This window comes from Streptococcus sp. GMD3S (assembly GCF_000298695.2).
Classification (GTDB): domain Bacteria; phylum Bacillota; class Bacilli; order Lactobacillales; family Streptococcaceae; genus Streptococcus.
This window is the reverse complement of the sequence record NZ_AJRC02000009.1, coordinates 1-15478: the sequence shown is the minus strand read 5'-3', so window position 1 is coordinate 15478 and position 15478 is coordinate 1. Positions and strand designations below refer to the sequence as shown.

The 15478-nt window shown below is 43.2% G+C and carries 13 protein-coding genes; 12 read left to right on the top strand and 1 reads right to left on the bottom strand.

From position 1 onward, the window contains the following. Positions 1-83 precede the first annotated feature (83 nt). The 9 genes from cdaA to GMD3S_RS0205705 all read left to right on the top strand — a co-directional run bounded on the left by cdaA (position 84) and on the right by GMD3S_RS0205705 (position 9109). The gene (gene cdaA, locus GMD3S_RS0205745) at positions 84-941 is read left to right on the top strand and encodes a diadenylate cyclase CdaA (protein WP_001010977.1); all 858 of its coding nucleotides are present in this window, start codon (positions 84-86) and stop codon (positions 939-941) included. After that, entirely contained in the window at positions 928-1725 is a 798-nt protein-coding gene (locus GMD3S_RS0205740; RefSeq protein WP_001230929.1) for a CdaR family protein, read from the top strand. The genes cdaA and GMD3S_RS0205740 overlap by 14 nt, the downstream gene beginning before the upstream one ends. A 30-nt stretch (positions 1726-1755) precedes the next feature. Then, the gene (gene glmM / locus GMD3S_RS0205735; protein WP_000521454.1) at positions 1756-3108 is read left to right on the top strand and encodes a phosphoglucosamine mutase; all 1353 of its coding nucleotides are present in this window, start codon (positions 1756-1758) and stop codon (positions 3106-3108) included. Positions 3109-3181: 73 nt separating this feature from the next. Further along, positions 3182-3556 (top strand): DUF1149 family protein, encoded by a 375-nt coding sequence (locus GMD3S_RS0205730; RefSeq protein ID WP_001050092.1) that lies wholly within the window; start codon positions 3182-3184, stop codon positions 3554-3556. 2 nt (positions 3557-3558) lie between these two features. After that, positions 3559-4407 (top strand): DegV family protein, encoded by an 849-nt coding sequence (locus GMD3S_RS0205725; protein WP_000762168.1) that lies wholly within the window; start codon positions 3559-3561, stop codon positions 4405-4407. A 265-nt stretch (positions 4408-4672) separates the two neighbouring features. After that, positions 4673-5440, top strand: a complete 768-nt coding sequence (dapB, locus tag GMD3S_RS0205720; protein WP_000027862.1) for a 4-hydroxy-tetrahydrodipicolinate reductase — start codon at positions 4673-4675, stop codon at positions 5438-5440. After that, the gene (locus GMD3S_RS0205715; RefSeq protein WP_008284388.1) at positions 5437-6636 is read left to right on the top strand and encodes a CCA tRNA nucleotidyltransferase; all 1200 of its coding nucleotides are present in this window, start codon (positions 5437-5439) and stop codon (positions 6634-6636) included. The genes dapB and GMD3S_RS0205715 overlap by 4 nt, the downstream gene beginning before the upstream one ends. After that, positions 6633-8501, top strand: a complete 1869-nt coding sequence (locus tag GMD3S_RS0205710; protein ID WP_001279104.1) for an ABC-F family ATP-binding cassette domain-containing protein — start codon at positions 6633-6635, stop codon at positions 8499-8501. The genes GMD3S_RS0205715 and GMD3S_RS0205710 overlap by 4 nt, the downstream gene beginning before the upstream one ends. Further along, positions 8498-9109 (top strand): hypothetical protein, encoded by a 612-nt coding sequence (locus tag GMD3S_RS0205705; RefSeq protein WP_025172961.1) that lies wholly within the window; start codon positions 8498-8500, stop codon positions 9107-9109. Before GMD3S_RS0205710 ends, GMD3S_RS0205705 begins: the two co-directional genes overlap by 4 nt. A 53-nt stretch (positions 9110-9162) precedes the next feature. Here GMD3S_RS0205705 and mntE read toward each other — a convergent pair whose 3' ends face one another. After that, positions 9163-10356: a CDF family manganese efflux transporter MntE gene (gene mntE, locus GMD3S_RS0205700; protein WP_001076586.1), complete on the bottom strand. Its 1194-nt coding sequence runs from the start codon at positions 10354-10356 to the stop codon at positions 9163-9165. A 306-nt stretch (positions 10357-10662) separates the two neighbouring features. On the opposite strand from mntE, the gene GMD3S_RS0205695 reads away from it, so the two are divergent. The 3 genes from GMD3S_RS0205695 to GMD3S_RS0205685 form a co-directional block, all read left to right on the top strand. Beyond that, positions 10663-13359, top strand: coding sequence for a cation-translocating P-type ATPase (locus GMD3S_RS0205695; protein ID WP_000032435.1), 2697 nt, complete (start codon positions 10663-10665; stop codon positions 13357-13359). Positions 13360-13463: 104 nt separating this feature from the next. Then, the gene (locus GMD3S_RS0205690) at positions 13464-13874 is read left to right on the top strand and encodes a peptide deformylase (RefSeq protein WP_000412252.1); all 411 of its coding nucleotides are present in this window, start codon (positions 13464-13466) and stop codon (positions 13872-13874) included. An 11-nt stretch (positions 13875-13885) separates the two neighbouring features. Further along, positions 13886-15478 (top strand): hypothetical protein (locus tag GMD3S_RS0205685; RefSeq protein ID WP_000821464.1); only part of this gene is annotated, 1593 nt, incomplete at its 3' end.

Sequence of the window (15478 nt, the reverse complement as noted above, 5' to 3'; positions counted from 1 at the left end):
TTAAAATGAGGTAGGATAGGGAAAAAATGGGCAAAAAATGGTATAATGGTACAGAAAGTGTTTTGACAGGGAGGAGGCCAGGGATGAATTTTCAACCATTATCCAATTTGCAATACTGGACGAGTTTGTTTTCAAGCCCTTGGACAATAGTCACCAATCTGATAGATATTCTGATTGTGACTTATATTTTATATCATTTTACCAAAGCGATTGCAGGGACCAAAATCATGATTTTGGTGCGGGGAGTCTTGGTCTTTATTTTAGGTCAGATTCTGTCCAATATGATTGGTTTGACGACCATTTCCTGGTTGATTAATCAGATCATCACCTACGGGGTCATTGCAGCGGTGGTTATTTTTTCACCAGAGATTCGGACTGGTTTGGAACGATTGGGTCGAGCTACTGATTTCTTCTACAATGCGCCTATTAGTGCGGAAGAGCAAATGGTTCGCGCCTTTGTCAAATCAGTCGAGTACATGAGTCCTCGTAAGATTGGTGCTCTGGTAGCAGTTCAGCGAGTGAGAACCTTGCAGGAATACATCTCAACTGGGATTCCTCTAGATGCTAAAATTTCCTCTGAGTTATTGATTAATATCTTTATCCCCAATACTCCCTTACACGATGGAGCGGTCATTGTCAGAGAAGATCGGATTGCCGTAACTTCAGCCTACCTACCCCTGACTGAAAATACGGGAATTTCCAAGGAGTTTGGGACACGTCACAGGGCAGCGATTGGTTTGTCGGAAGTATCAGATGCTCTTACCTTTGTGGTTTCTGAGGAAACAGGTGGAATCTCAATCACCTATAATGGAGTCTTTAAGCATGATTTGACCTTGGAAGAGTTTGAATCGGAGTTAAGAAGAATCTTGCTTCCAGCATCAGAGGAAAAACAAGGTTTGAAAGAGCGTTTGCTAGGAGGATTGAAACATGAGAAAAAATAGTCTTTATATTATTTCTTCCTTCTTTTTCGCCTGCATCCTCTTTATCTATGCGACTTCAACAAACTATCAGAATAGCAATAGTGCTAGACAGGTGCGGACAGAAACCTATACCAATACGGTTCTTAATGTCCCAATCGATATTCAGTATGACAGTGCTCAGTACTTTATCAGTGGTTTTACATCTGAAGTGACCGTCTTTCTGACTGGGTCAAACAGAGTTGCTTTGGCGAGTGAGATGCAGGAAAGCACTCGGAAATTCAAGGTCAAAGCTGACTTAACCAATGCCAGTGTAGGAACCATCGAAGTTCCCCTGACTATTGAAAATTTACCGAGTGGTTTGACGGCTGTTGCGACACCGCAAAAGATAACAGTCAAGGTTGGTAAAAAAGCAAAACGTGATAATGTAATCGTTGTGCCGGAGATTGACCCTAGTCAGATTGATTCTCGTGTGAAAATTGATACAGTCACTGTATCAGATGAAAAAGTAACGGTTATTAGTGATGAGGAAACTCTCTCTAGAGTAGATCGTGTCATTGCCATCTTGCCAACGAGTGAACGGATAACAGGTAATTATTCGGCTTCTGTTCCTCTACAAGCAGTCGATAAAAATGGAAATGTCTTGCCAAGCGTCATTATGCCATTTGACACTACAATGAAAATTACAACCAAAACAGTATCGTCTAGCTCGAGTTCTTCGTCAACGACCTCGTCAACGGGCTCTTCAACCAGCAGTTCGTCTTCAACGAGTTCAGAAACGAAACCAGACTCGTCTAAACAGGACTAAACAAAATAGTAGAAAAGGATGATAAATAAAATGGGTAAATATTTTGGGACCGATGGAGTCCGTGGAGAAGCAAACGTAGAACTGACGCCAGAATTGGCCTTTAAATTGGGACGTTTTGGTGGTTATGTTCTTAGCCAACACGAAACAGAAGCCCCTAAAGTCTTTGTAGGACGTGATACACGCATCTCAGGAGAAATGCTAGAATCTGCCTTAGTGGCAGGTCTTCTCTCTGTAGGGATTCACGTCTACAAACTCGGTGTCCTTGCAACACCAGCAGTAGCTTATTTGGTCAAAACTGAGGGAGCCAGTGCAGGTGTCATGATTTCCGCTAGTCACAACCCAGCCCTTGATAATGGAATTAAGTTCTTTGGAGGGGATGGCTTCAAACTTGATGACGAAAAAGAAGCAGAAATCGAAGCCTTGCTAGATGCTACAGAAGATACCCTTCCTCGTCCAAGCGCCGAAGGCTTGGGAACCTTAGTGGACTATCCAGAAGGTTTACGTAAGTATGAAGGCTACCTTGTTTCAACTGGAACTCCTCTTGAAGGGATGAAAGTGGCCTTGGATACAGCTAATGGTGCAGCGTCTACAAGTGCTCGTCAAATCTTTGCAGACCTTGGAGCTCAAATAACTGTTATCGGTGAGACACCGGATGGTCTTAATATCAACTTGAATGTGGGTTCTACACATCCAGAAGCTCTTCAAGAGGTGGTCAAAGAAAGCCAGTCAGCTATTGGTTTGGCCTTTGACGGAGACAGTGACCGCTTGATTGCTGTCGATGAAAATGGCGACATCGTCGATGGTGATAAGATCATGTACATCATCGGGAAATACCTTTCTGAAAAAGGCCAGTTGGCTCAAAATACCATCGTGACAACGGTTATGTCTAACCTTGGCTTCCATAAGGCTTTGGATAGCGCTGGCATTAACAAGGCAGTGACTGCTGTTGGTGACCGCTATGTCGTTGAAGAAATGAGAAAATCAGGCTACAACCTTGGTGGTGAACAATCAGGTCACGTTATCTTGATGGACTACAATACAACTGGTGATGGTCAATTATCAGCTGTCCAATTGACCAAAATCATGAAAGAAACAGGCAAGAGCTTGTCTCAACTAGCATCAGAAGTGACGATTTACCCACAAAAACTGGTCAATATCCGAGTGGAAAATGCCATGAAAGAAAATGCCATGGAAGTACCAGCCATCAAGACAATCATAGAAAAGATGGAAGAAGAGATGGCAGGGAACGGCCGTATCCTTGTCCGCCCAAGTGGAACAGAACCCCTCTTGCGTGTCATGGCAGAAGCACCAACAACAGAAGAAGTCAACTACTATGTAGATACGATTGCTGCTGTGGTTAAAGATGAAATCGGAATTGACTAAAGCCTAGAAAACTAGATGAAATGATAAAAATGTGGTACAATTGCATAGTAAATTGTAGCAATGGGAGAGAAAAATGAATCTTAAACGAGAACAAGAATTTGTTAGCCAGTATCACTTTGATGCTCGTAACTTTGAATGGGAAAATGAAAATGGAGCTCCTGAAACCAAGGTAGACGTGAACTTTCAGTTACTCCAACATGACCAAGAAAACCAAGTGACTTCTTTAGTCGTTATCTTGAGCTTTATGATTGTCTTTGACAAATTTGTCATCAGCGGAACAATTTCCCAAGTGAACCATGTGGAAGGTCGTATTGTCAACGAACCAAGCGAATTTAACCAAGAAGAAGTCGAAACCTTGGCACGTCCATGTTTGAACATGCTTAATCGTTTGACGTATGAAGTAACAGAAATCGCCTTGGATCTTCCAGGAATCAATTTGGAGTTTTAGCCATGAAATTAGCTGTCATTACAGATTCTTCAGCCTATTTAGAGGAGAGGACGCTGCAAAGAGAGAATCTATTTATCTTGGATATTCCTGTCAATATTGATGGGGAGGAGTATGTTGAAGGTGTCAATCTGACTGCTGAAGAATTTTATCAAAAAATGGCTCAGTCTGCAGAATTGCCTAAAACTAGTCAACCAAGTATTGCCAAATTGGATGAGATTCTAAGTTCCTTGAAAGATGAAGGCTATACTCATGTCTTGGGCCTCTTTCTTTCGTCAGGAATTTCAGGCTTTTATCAGAATATCCAATATATGTTAGACGAGTATGAAGGTTTGACCATTGCCTTTCCAGATACCCATATCACAAGTTCCCCTCTAGGATTTATGGTAGAGAGTGCCTTTGATTGGGCAGAACAAGGCGATGATTTTGCTCAGATTCAGGAGAAATTGGCTATCCAAATCGCCGATAACTCGGCCTTTATCATAGTAGATGACCTTGATCACTTGGTTAAGGGAGGACGTCTGTCAAATGGGGCGGCCATCCTAGGAAATCTTCTCAGTATCAAGGCCATTCTTTACTTCAATGACCAAGGTGTGATTGAGGTTTATGAAAAAGTTCGTACAGAGAAAAAAGCAATCAAACGTTTGGTGGAAATCATCAAAGAGTTGACAAAAGATGGGGACTACCGTATTACAGTCATTCATGGAAACGCTCCTCAAAAGGCAGCGGATTTACGTCAGCTTTTGATGGAGAGTGGTGTGAATTCTGAGATTCCAATTGTCAGCTTTGGTAGTGTCATTGGGACCCACCTTGGAGAAGGCAGTATCGCCTTGAGCTATACGCCAGTTGTCTAGATTGTTCTGGGCAGGCTTTGTATCTTAGAAATTGAACACGGACTATCTGCCTCTTGAAAAAAGATGCCTGTCTTGCCTTTCATGGAAAGTCAGCGCCATTCCCTATTTTTCATGGGCAGCTAACGTCCTTTGTATCTTGATAATTGAACACGCCTGGAACCCTGTGTGAAAAAGATAGTTCTTCCAAGGAGTAGACACTCCTTGATCAGAACTCCTATTTTCACTTTGTGTTCTTACAAGCTTTGTATCTTAGACAGGAGTAGAGATGAGTATTCGAGTGATTATTGCTGGGTTTAAGGGAAAGATGGGCCAGGCCGCTTGTCAGATGGTCTTGGCTGATCTAGACTTGGACTTGGTCGCAGTTTTGGATCCGTTTGAGTCTGAGTCAGAGTGGCAGGGAATTCCTGTCTTCAATGATAAGGTTGACTTGGTTGGATTTGAAGCAGATGTCTGGGTGGATTTCACCACACCAGCTGTTGCCTACGAAAATACACGCTTTGCTCTTGAAAATGGCTTTGCTCCAGTCGTAGGGACAACAGGCTTCACTAGTGAAGAAATTGCAGAACTAAAAGCATTTTCCCGTAAACAAGATTTGGGTGGCTTGATTGCCCCTAACTTTGCCTTGGGAGCTGTCTTGCTCATGCAATTTGCGGCGCAGGCTGCCAAATATTTCCCAAATGTGGAGATTATCGAGCTCCATCATGATAAGAAAAAAGATGCTCCGAGTGGAACAGCTATCAAAACAGCTGAGTTGATGGCGGAAGTTCGGGCATCAATCCAGCAAGGTGCGCCTGATGAGGAAGAATTGATTGCGGGTGCTCGTGGTGCTGACTTTGATGGCATGCGGATCCACTCAGTTCGTTTGCCAGGCTTAGTAGCTCATCAAGAAGTTATCTTTGGCAATCAGGGAGAAGGATTGACCCTTCGTCATGACTCCTATGATCGCAGCTCCTTCATGACAGGGGTCAATTTGGGAATCAAAGAAGTTGTCAAGCGTCATGAGCTTGTCTATGGATTAGAACACTTATTATGAGATTAACGCAAATGCCTTCTGAATTTCAGAAGGCTTTACCAGTATTAGAAAAAATTAAAGAAGCAGGCTTTGAGGCCTATTTTGTTGGGGGCTCTGTTCGAGATGCCCTCCTCAATCGTCCCATCCACGATGTGGATATTGCGACTTCTTCTTATCCAGAGGAGACCAAGCAGATTTTTCCGCGAACAGCCGATATTGGAATCGAGCACGGAACTGTCTTAGTTTTAGATGGGGACGAGGAGTATGAGGTAACCACCTTTCGGACCGAAGATGTCTATGTGGACTACCGCAGACCCAGTGCGGTTTCCTTTGTGCGTTCGCTAGAAGAAGACCTCAAGCGCCGTGATTTCACAGTCAATGCCTTCGCTTTGGATGAGACAGGTGAAATCATTGACTTGTTCCATGGTTTAGAAGATTTGAAATACCAAGTTTTACGAGCAGTTGGAGTGGCTAGTGAGCGTTTTAACGAAGATGCTCTGCGAATTATGCGTGGTTTCCGTTTTCAGGCCAGTCTCGGTTTTAAACTTGAGTCAGAAACTTTTGAAGCGATGAAGACTTTGACGCCACTTTTGGAGAAAATTTCTGTGGAGCGCACCTTCGTTGAGTTTGATAAGCTCTTGCTGGCACCTTTTTGGCGAGTTGGTCTGGCTTCCATGATTGAGAGTCGAGCTTATGACTATCTTCCAGATATGGCAGGAAGCCAAGACAAGCTCAACAAACTGTTTGATTTGAAGACTGATTTCACTTTTGAGTCTTCCGAACAAGCCTGGGCGGCTCTATTGTGGGCTATGGAGATTAAAGATGCACAGCCATTTTTGAAAGCTTGGAAAACCTCACGACAGTTTGCCAAGCAGGTGCAGGATTTACTGACTATTTTGGCTTTGCGAGAAGAAGGTGAGCTGAGCAAGCGTGATTGTTACCGCTTTGACTTGGATTCCCTTCTACAAGCTGAAAGTCTTCGTCAGGCCCAAGGGAAAGAAGTCAACCCACAAACCATCAAAGAAACTTACCATAGTTTGACCATTCATGATAAGAAAGAAATCCAGATTAATGGTGGAATTTTGATTAAGGAATATGGTTACCAGCCAGGACCAGACTTGGGAGAGATTTTAACAGAGATTGAGTTTGCCATTGTCGATGGAGAGTTGGAAAATGATCGTCAAGCTATCCATGCTTACCTGAGGGAGAAAAAATGAGTGATTTTATCGTTGAAAAACTAAGCAAATCCGTTGGTGACAAGACCGTTTTTAAGGATATTTCCTTTATCATCCATGACTTGGATAGAATTGGTCTGATTGGTGTCAATGGGACTGGTAAGACCACTCTGTTAGATGTTCTTTCTGGTGTTTCTGGCTTTGATGGGGATGTCAGTCCCTTTTCGGCTAAGAATGACTACAAGATTGGCTACTTGACTCAGAATCCAGATTTTGATGATAGCAAGACAGTTTTGGACACGGTTCTGTCCAGCGACCTCAAGGAAATCCAGTTGATTCGTGAGTATGAGTTAATCATGCTCAACTACAGTGAGGACAAGCAGGCTCATTTGGAACGGGTCATGGCAGAGATGGATTCTCTCCAAGCCTGGGAAATTGAAAGCCAGGTCAAGACGGTCCTCAGCAAGCTGGGTATTCAGGACTTGTCGACTCCAGTTGGTGAATTGTCAGGCGGTTTGAGAAGACGGGTTCAGTTGGCGCAAGTTCTCCTAGGAAACCACGACCTCTTGCTTCTGGACGAGCCGACCAACCACCTGGACATTGCGACCATTGAGTGGCTGACTCTTTTTTTGAAAAATTCCAAGAAGACCGTTCTCTTTATCACCCACGATCGTTATTTCCTAGATGCACTATCAACGCGGATTTTCGAGTTGGACCGAGCAGGCTTGACCGAGTATCAGGGAAATTACCAGGACTATGTTCGCCTCAAGGCTGAACAAGATGAGCGTGACGCTGCCCTTCTCCACAAAAAAGAACAACTTTATAAGCAAGAACTGGCCTGGATGCGCAGACAACCACAGGCACGTGCGACCAAGCAACAGGCCCGTATCAATCGTTTCCACGATTTGAAAAAAGAAGTTTCAGGTGGCGTTGCTGATACAGACTTGACCATGAACTTTGAAACCAGTCGGATTGGGAAAAAAGTCATCGAGTTTCAGAATGTTTCCTTCGCCTATGAAAACAAGCCCATTTTGCAAGATTTTAATCTATTGGTGCAAGCCAAAGACCGTATCGGAATTGTTGGGGATAATGGTGTCGGGAAGTCAACTCTGCTTAATCTCATCGCAGGAAGTCTTGAGCCGACTAAAGGTCAAGTTATCATCGGTGAGACGGTTCGCATCGCCTATTTCTCTCAACAAATTGAAGGTTTGGATGAAAGCAAACGGATTATCAATTACCTGCAGGAAGTAGCAGAAGAGGTTAAGACCAGCGGTGGTTCTACGACTTCCATCGCTGAGTTGCTGGAGCAGTTCCTTTTCCCACGTTCGACGCATGGAACCTTGATTGAGAAATTGTCTGGTGGAGAGAAAAAACGCCTTTATCTCCTCAAACTGCTCTTGGAAAAACCAAATGCTCTCCTTTTGGATGAGCCGACAAATGACTTGGACATTGCAACCTTGACAGTCTTGGAAAATTTCTTGCAGAGCTTTGCCGGCCCTGTCTTGACAGTTAGCCACGACCGTTATTTCCTAGATAAGGTAGCGACCAAGATTCTCGCTTTTGAGGATGGTAAGATTCGTCCTTTCTTTGGTCATTACACCGACTACCTTGATGAAAAAGTCTTTGAAACAGAGATGTCCAATCAAGTGCAAAAGGCAGAAAAGGAAAAAGTAGTCAAGGTCCGTGAAGACAAGAAACGCATGACCTACCAAGAAAAGCAGGAGTGGGCAAGCATTGAAGGGGATATTGAAGCCTTGGAAAATCGTATTGCTGCTATTGAAGAAGAAATGCAGGCAAATGGCTCTGACTTTGGTAAGCTGGCTACTCTCCAAAAAGAACTGGATGAGAAAAACGAAGAACTCCTTGAAAAATACGAGCGCTATGAATATCTAAGTGAGTTGGCATAATGGAAGAAAAAGTCATTAAACGTAGTCCCAAGAAAATCATTTGGAATGCCTTGTTTGGCTTGACTTCAGTACTTTTTTTCTTGCTACCTCTCTCTTATCTCCATTTGTACTCGCAAAAGGGAACTAAACTTCATACGATAAGTCTTTTATTAATACTGCTTGTCCTCTTTTGTGCTGGAGTAATCATTTATCAGACATACAGACTGTTAAGCTTGGATAAGGAGTATTTGAGATGCACAGTTGAGGGGTTTTACTACAAACCAAACCCAAAGAAACCCAGTCATTTCTATGCTTGGGCAGATGTAGAAGAGTTTTCCTTTTCTCGGATTCGAGGGAAGTATAGGGATTCTTATCGGATTGAAGTCTATTTTAAAAACAAGGAAAATGTGAAATCCCAATCCTTTCTAGCTCTGTTGAAGAGAAGGATTCTCCCTTTTCATCCGTCAGCAGATTTAATTATCCCGATCTTTCTGCTAGATGTAGGACTTCCTGAAAGGGTCTATGAGACTATGAAGTACTATGAAAGAGAATGGCGCATCGAGCAAAATCGCCAAGCTAGAAAACAGACAAAACAAGCTTCGAAAAGCAAATCTTCCAAACCGTCATAGTCTGTCTTTGCTTAAAGTAGAATAATCAAAAAGGCCCTATCCACTGGATAGGGTCATTGTTTGTCTTCTTTTTTAGTTTCCTGATGAAAGATATTTTGCCAAGTCTCATGGCGACGCCAGATACTGGTATGGACGATACCATCTAGCTCATAGCAAATGAGCTTGGTTTTCTGACTAATGGAAGTGATTTGAATATCCTTAATCGCAGCACTAAGTTCTTTTTCAGTCTTATAAGCCTCTTTGTCCATCTGCTCTCCATCTTGACGAATATAGATAAAGTCCTCAGCAAGGAGTTCTTCTAATTGATTGCCTTGGTCAATCAATTGCTCGCGCATGAGTAGTTTTTTATAGACATTGTCCAAAATTTCGTCTTCAGGTATAGGAGCAGGTTCGATGTGGATATCAGTATCAAAAACACCAAATCGTTCTTCTAGCATAGACTCAACCTGGTCCGCAATTTCGTGACTTTCATAGACTGATAGGTCGGGATTCATTTCCAGCGTGATATCAAGGTAGATATTGCTACCGTAGGTCCGCCCTCTTTGGGACTTGACCTTACTAATCTTTGGAATCTCCATGATGGCCTTTTGGTAGTCCTCTAGCAGACGGTCATCAAAACCATCTGAAAGACTGAAGGAAGACTCGATAAAGATATCATAGGCTGTTTTTAAGATAAAGAAGGTGATGATGATAGCGACCAATTTATCCACGATAGGGTAATTGAAACTGCTGGCTAAGATAGCAATGGAAGTCCCAAGCGAGGTGACAGCATCGGAAAGATTGTCCTTGGCGGCAGCCTTGAGCGCCTTGGACTTGGATTTCTTACTGAGGCGTGTATTGTAGAGATAGACCACAAACATAATCGCTGCAGAAATGATTCCTAGAGTTGCACCCAGAGGATCAATGGGTGTTTGTTCCCGACTAAGGATTTTCTGAATGGTGTCCCGAAGTACATCAAAACCAACATAGAACATGATGATGGAAGTAATCAAGCTAGCCAAATCTTCAATCTTCCAGTGACCAAAGCTATGGTCACGGTCTGCAGGTTGGCGGGCCATCCGAATCCCAATCAAGAGAGCAACATTTCCAATAATATCGGATACGTTGTTGAAACCATCTGCCACCAAACTGGAAGAATGCAGGAGGTGACCAGTTGCCAATTTTGCCGCAGACAAGAGGAGGTAGGTCGAAATGCTGATAATGGCTCCACGTTCTGCCAATTTGAGATTTGACATGGATTGGTTCATCGGGCTTCCTTTCTAGGCATATAGTATTCTACCATTATACTGGTTTTCAAGGGAAAATTCAAATTTAGTCTTGTTTCATCGGATTTAAACCCTTGAAAAATGTTCAAATTTTGATATAATAGTACTACTCAAGGGAGTAGCTGGCAGAAACCTGTGATAGTGTCGTCATTCCGAATTGTATACTGAAAAGTATGTTTTCCGGCACTATCTTAAACAGCGAGACTTGTTATGATTAACAGGTCTCTTTTTGTTTGTCATAAAACTAAAAGAGAACTTGTTTTGCACACAATGTCAAGGAGGAGACACATGTCAAAAGAACAAAAACGCCAAGCGTTTTACACTCAAAGTCCTGAAGAGGTCTTGAAGTCAGTTGAAGCAACTGAACAGGGTCTTTCGTCAAGCGAAGCGCAGAAACGTCTAGCTGAATATGGACGCAATGAACTGGAAGAGGGTGAGAAAAAATCACTCCTAGTCAAGTTTATCGAGCAATTTAAGGATTTGATGATTATCATCCTAGTTGCTGCGGCTATCTTGTCAGTCGTAACTTCTGGTGGGGAAGATATCGCAGATGCCATCATTATCCTAGCCGTGGTTATCATCAACGCTGCCTTCGGTGTTTACCAAGAAGGAAAAGCAGAAGAAGCCATCGAAGCCCTCAAGTCTATGTCTAGTCCAGCTGCTCGCGTTATTCGTGATGGGCATATGGCTGAGATTGATTCAAAAGAATTGGTACCAGGTGATATCGTTGCTCTTGAAGCAGGTGACGTGGTGCCAGCAGACCTACGATTGCTAGAAGCTAATTCTCTTAAAATCGAAGAAGCAGCTTTGACAGGTGAGTCTGTTCCAGTCGAAAAAGACTTGACTGTCGAGCTCTCTGCAGATGCTGGTATTGGTGACCGTGTCAATATGGCCTTCCAAAACTCAAATGTGACTTATGGTCGTGGTCTTGGCGTTGTTGTCAATACAGGTATGTACACGGAAGTGGGTCATATCGCTGGCATGCTCCAAGATGCGGATGAGACGGATACACCACTCAAACAAAACTTGAACAACCTTTCTAAGGTCTTGACCTATGCAATTTTGGTCATTGCCCTTGTTACTTTTGTAGTCGGAGTCTTCATTCAAGGTAAAAATCCACTTGGTGAGTTGATGACATCTGTTGCGCTTGCTGTTGCAGCCATCCCAGAAGGACTTCCTGCTATCGTGACCATCGTTCTTGCCCTTGGTACTCAAGTTTTGGCAAAACGAAACTCTATCGTTCGTAAGTTGCCAGCAGTTGAAACACTTGGTTCAACTGAGATCATCGCTTCTGATAAGACTGGTACGCTTACCATGAACAAGATGACAGTCGAAAAAGTCTTCTATGATGCAGTCCTACATGATTCAGCTGATGATATTGAACTAGGTCTTGAAATGCCTCTTCTTCGTTCTGTTGTTTTGGCTAATGATACTAAGATTGATGCAGAAGGAAACCTGATTGGGGATCCAACGGAAACAGCCTTCATCCAGTATGCCTTGGACAAGGGCTATGATGTTAAAGGATTTTTAGAGCAATATCCTCGTGTAGCTGAGTTACCATTTGACTCAGATCGTAAACTCATGTCAACGGTTCATCCATTACCAGATGGTAAATTCCTCGTAGCAGTCAAGGGAGCCCCTGACCAACTTTTGAAACGTTGTGTTGCTCGTGATAAGGCTGGAGATGTTGCTCCGATTGATGAGAAAGTTAATGACTTAATTCACACAAACAACTCTGAAATGGCTCACCAAGCCTTGCGTGTTCTTGCGGGTGCTTATAAGATTGTAGACAGCATTCCAGAAAACCTGACTTCTGAAGAGCTTGAAAACAACTTGATCTTTACTGGATTGATTGGAATGATTGACCCTGAACGTGCCGAAGCAGCAGAAGCTGTTCGTGTCGCTAAGGAAGCGGGAATCCGTCCAATCATGATCACTGGTGACCACCAAGATACAGCGGAAGCCATTGCCAAACGTTTGGGAATCATCGATGAAAATGACTCGGAAGACCATGTCTTGACTGGTGCTGAACTCAACGAACTTTCAGATGAAGAATTTGAAAAAGTCGTTGGTCAATACTCTGTCTACGCGCGTGTATCTCCAGAACACAAGGTTCGTATCGTCAAGGCTTGGCAAAAACAAGGTAAGGTTGTTGCTATGACAGGTGACGGTGTTAATGATGCGCCAGCTCTGAAAACAGCCGATATCGGTATCGGTATGGGAATCACTGGTACAGAGGTTTCTAAGGGGGCTTCTGACATGATTCTTGCAGATGATAACTTTGCGACCATTATCGTCGCAGTTGAAGAAGGACGCAAGGTCTTCTCAAACATTCAAAAGACTATTCAGTACTTACTTTCTGCCAATACTGCTGAAGTATTAACTATCTTCTTATCAACCTTGTTTGGTTGGGACGTCTTGCAGCCAGTTCATCTCTTGTGGATCAACTTGGTAACAGATACCTTCCCAGCTATCGCTCTAGGTGTTGAGCCTGCTGAGCCTGGTGTCATGAACCATAAACCACGTGGACGCAAGGCAAGCTTCTTCTCAGGTGGTGTTTTGAGTTCTATCATTTATCAAGGTGTACTCCAAGCAGCTATTGTTATGAGTGTTTATGGCCTTGCGATTGCTTACCCAGTTCACGTGGGTGACAATCATGCTATTCACGCAGATGCCCTCACTATGGCCTTTGCAACACTTGGTTTGATTCAGCTCTTCCATGCCTACAACGTCAAGTCTGTTTACCAATCCATCTTGACAGTCGGACCATTCAAGTCTAAGACCTTCAACTGGTCTATCTTGGTATCCTTCATCCTCTTGATGGCAACAATCGTTGTAGAACCGCTTGAAGGTATCTTCCACGTAACCAAACTAGACTTGTCTCAATGGGGTATTGTTCTAGCTGGAAGCTTCTCAATGATACTTATCGTCGAAATCGTTAAGTTTGTTCAACGTAAACTTGGTCTTGATAAGAACGCGATTTAAAAAGAAAGTCATCTTCGGATGGCTTTTTTTGCATTTGAGAGAAAGGACTAGGAGTTGCTCCCTTTTGTGCTATAATAAAGTAAAGTAGCAAGGAGTGAAAGAGAATGGAAAAGAAAATTGTCCGAGATGTCTTATTCTTGTCGCAGGTCTCGAAACCTGCAAGTCAGGAAGACCTTTATCTGGCTAAGGATTTGCAGGATACCCTGCTGGCTAATCGCGAGACCTGTGTCGGTCTGGCAGCCAATATGATTGGTGTGCAGAAGCGTGTCATTATCTTTAATCTTGGCTTGGTTCCCATGGTCATGTTTAACCCCATTCTCCTTTCCTATAAAGGACCTTACGAGACAGAGGAAGGTTGTTTGTCTTTGACTGGGGTGCGACCAACAACTCGCTATGAAACGATTACGGTTTCCTATCGTGATAGTAAGTGGGAGGAACAGACCATTACGTTAACAGGTTTTCCAGCTCAGATCTGCCAACATGAACTGGATCATTTGGAAGGACGGATTATTTAGGAGGAACTCAGATGAAACGCATACTTTTTGAACTTGTTTTTATCGCAACGACTTGGTATATCTTTTTGCCGCCACTTAATCTTACTAGTTGGGAATTCATCTTCTTTCTTTGTGGGCATCTGGTGGTGATGGGAATTTTGTTTAGTTTCCGCAAGGATACCAACCTCCTCAAGACAGTTCACCTACGTCATGGCAAGGCTGCCAAAGATCTCAATCTAGAAGGATTCCTTTTTACCAAACTTAGTAGAGGATTGTTTCTGACTGCAGCTATCATTTTTGCCCTTGCTGGTCTGGTAAGCCTAGTAACCTCTAGCTTTTTCCAAGCAAAAAATTATGCTAATGTGGTGTCTATCACAGAAAAAGATTTTAAAGATTTTCCTAAGAGTGATACCAGTAAGGTTCCAATCCTAGATCGGAGCACTGCAGAGAAGATTGGAGATCGTTATCTAGGCTCTCTGACGGATAAGGTCTCCCAGTACGTAGCAGCAGATACTTATACCCAGCTGACGGTTGATGGCAAACCTTATCGAGTAACTCCTTTGGAGTATGCCGACCCGATCAAATGGTTTAATAATCAGTCCAAGGGAATTGGCGAGTATATCAAGGTTGATATGGTGACAGGAAATGCGGAATTGGTGGATTTAAAAACGCCAATGAAGTATTCAGACTCCGAGTATTTTAACCGAGACGTCAAACGTCATCTTCGGATCAAGTACCCAACCAAGATTTTTAAAACGCCCTCCTTTGAGGTGGATGATGAAGGCAATCCTTTCTATGTAGCAACCGTTTATCAAAAGCAGTTTGGTCTAGGAGTACCTCGTCCGTCATCTGTTATTATCTTAGATGCCACCAATGGAGAAACCAAGGAATACAGCTTGGATGAAGTCCCAGAATGGGTGGATCGTGTCTATCCAGCTGAAGAAACCATCGAGCAAATCAACTACAACGGCAAGTATAAAGACGGCCTCTGGAATGCCTTGATTTCTAAGAAAAACGTTACCCAAACGACAGAAGGCTATAACTATCTTTCTATCGGAAATGACATTTATCTCTACACTGGGGTGACTTCAGCCAACGCTGACGAAAGTAATCTAGGATTTATCCTTGAAAATATGCGCACTGGTGAAATCACCAAGTACAATCTAGCTTCAGCAACCGAAGAATCTGCCCGTGCTTCTGCAGAGGGAGCAGTGCAAGAGAAGGCCTACAAGGCTACCTTCCCTATTCTTGTCAATCTCAATGACAAACCGCTCTATATCATGGGCTTGAAGGACAATGCAGGCTTGGTCAAGGAGTATGCATTGGTCGATGCCGTGGAGTACCAAAACGTCATCGTAGCAACTACGGTAGATGAACTCCTCAGCAAGTATGCCAATAAAAATGACCTCGAGTTGGATAATGAAACGGTAGAAAACATCAAGGGTATCGTCTCAGACCTTAAATCAGCTGTCATCAAGGGTGATACCGTCTACTTCTTTAAAGTTGATGGCAAGATTTATAAGGTCAAGGCTTCCGTGTCAGACGACCTTCCTTACCTCGAAAATGGCCAATCCTTCGAAGGTCAAGTTGGAAAAGATAACTATCTCAAGACCTTTAAAGTACAA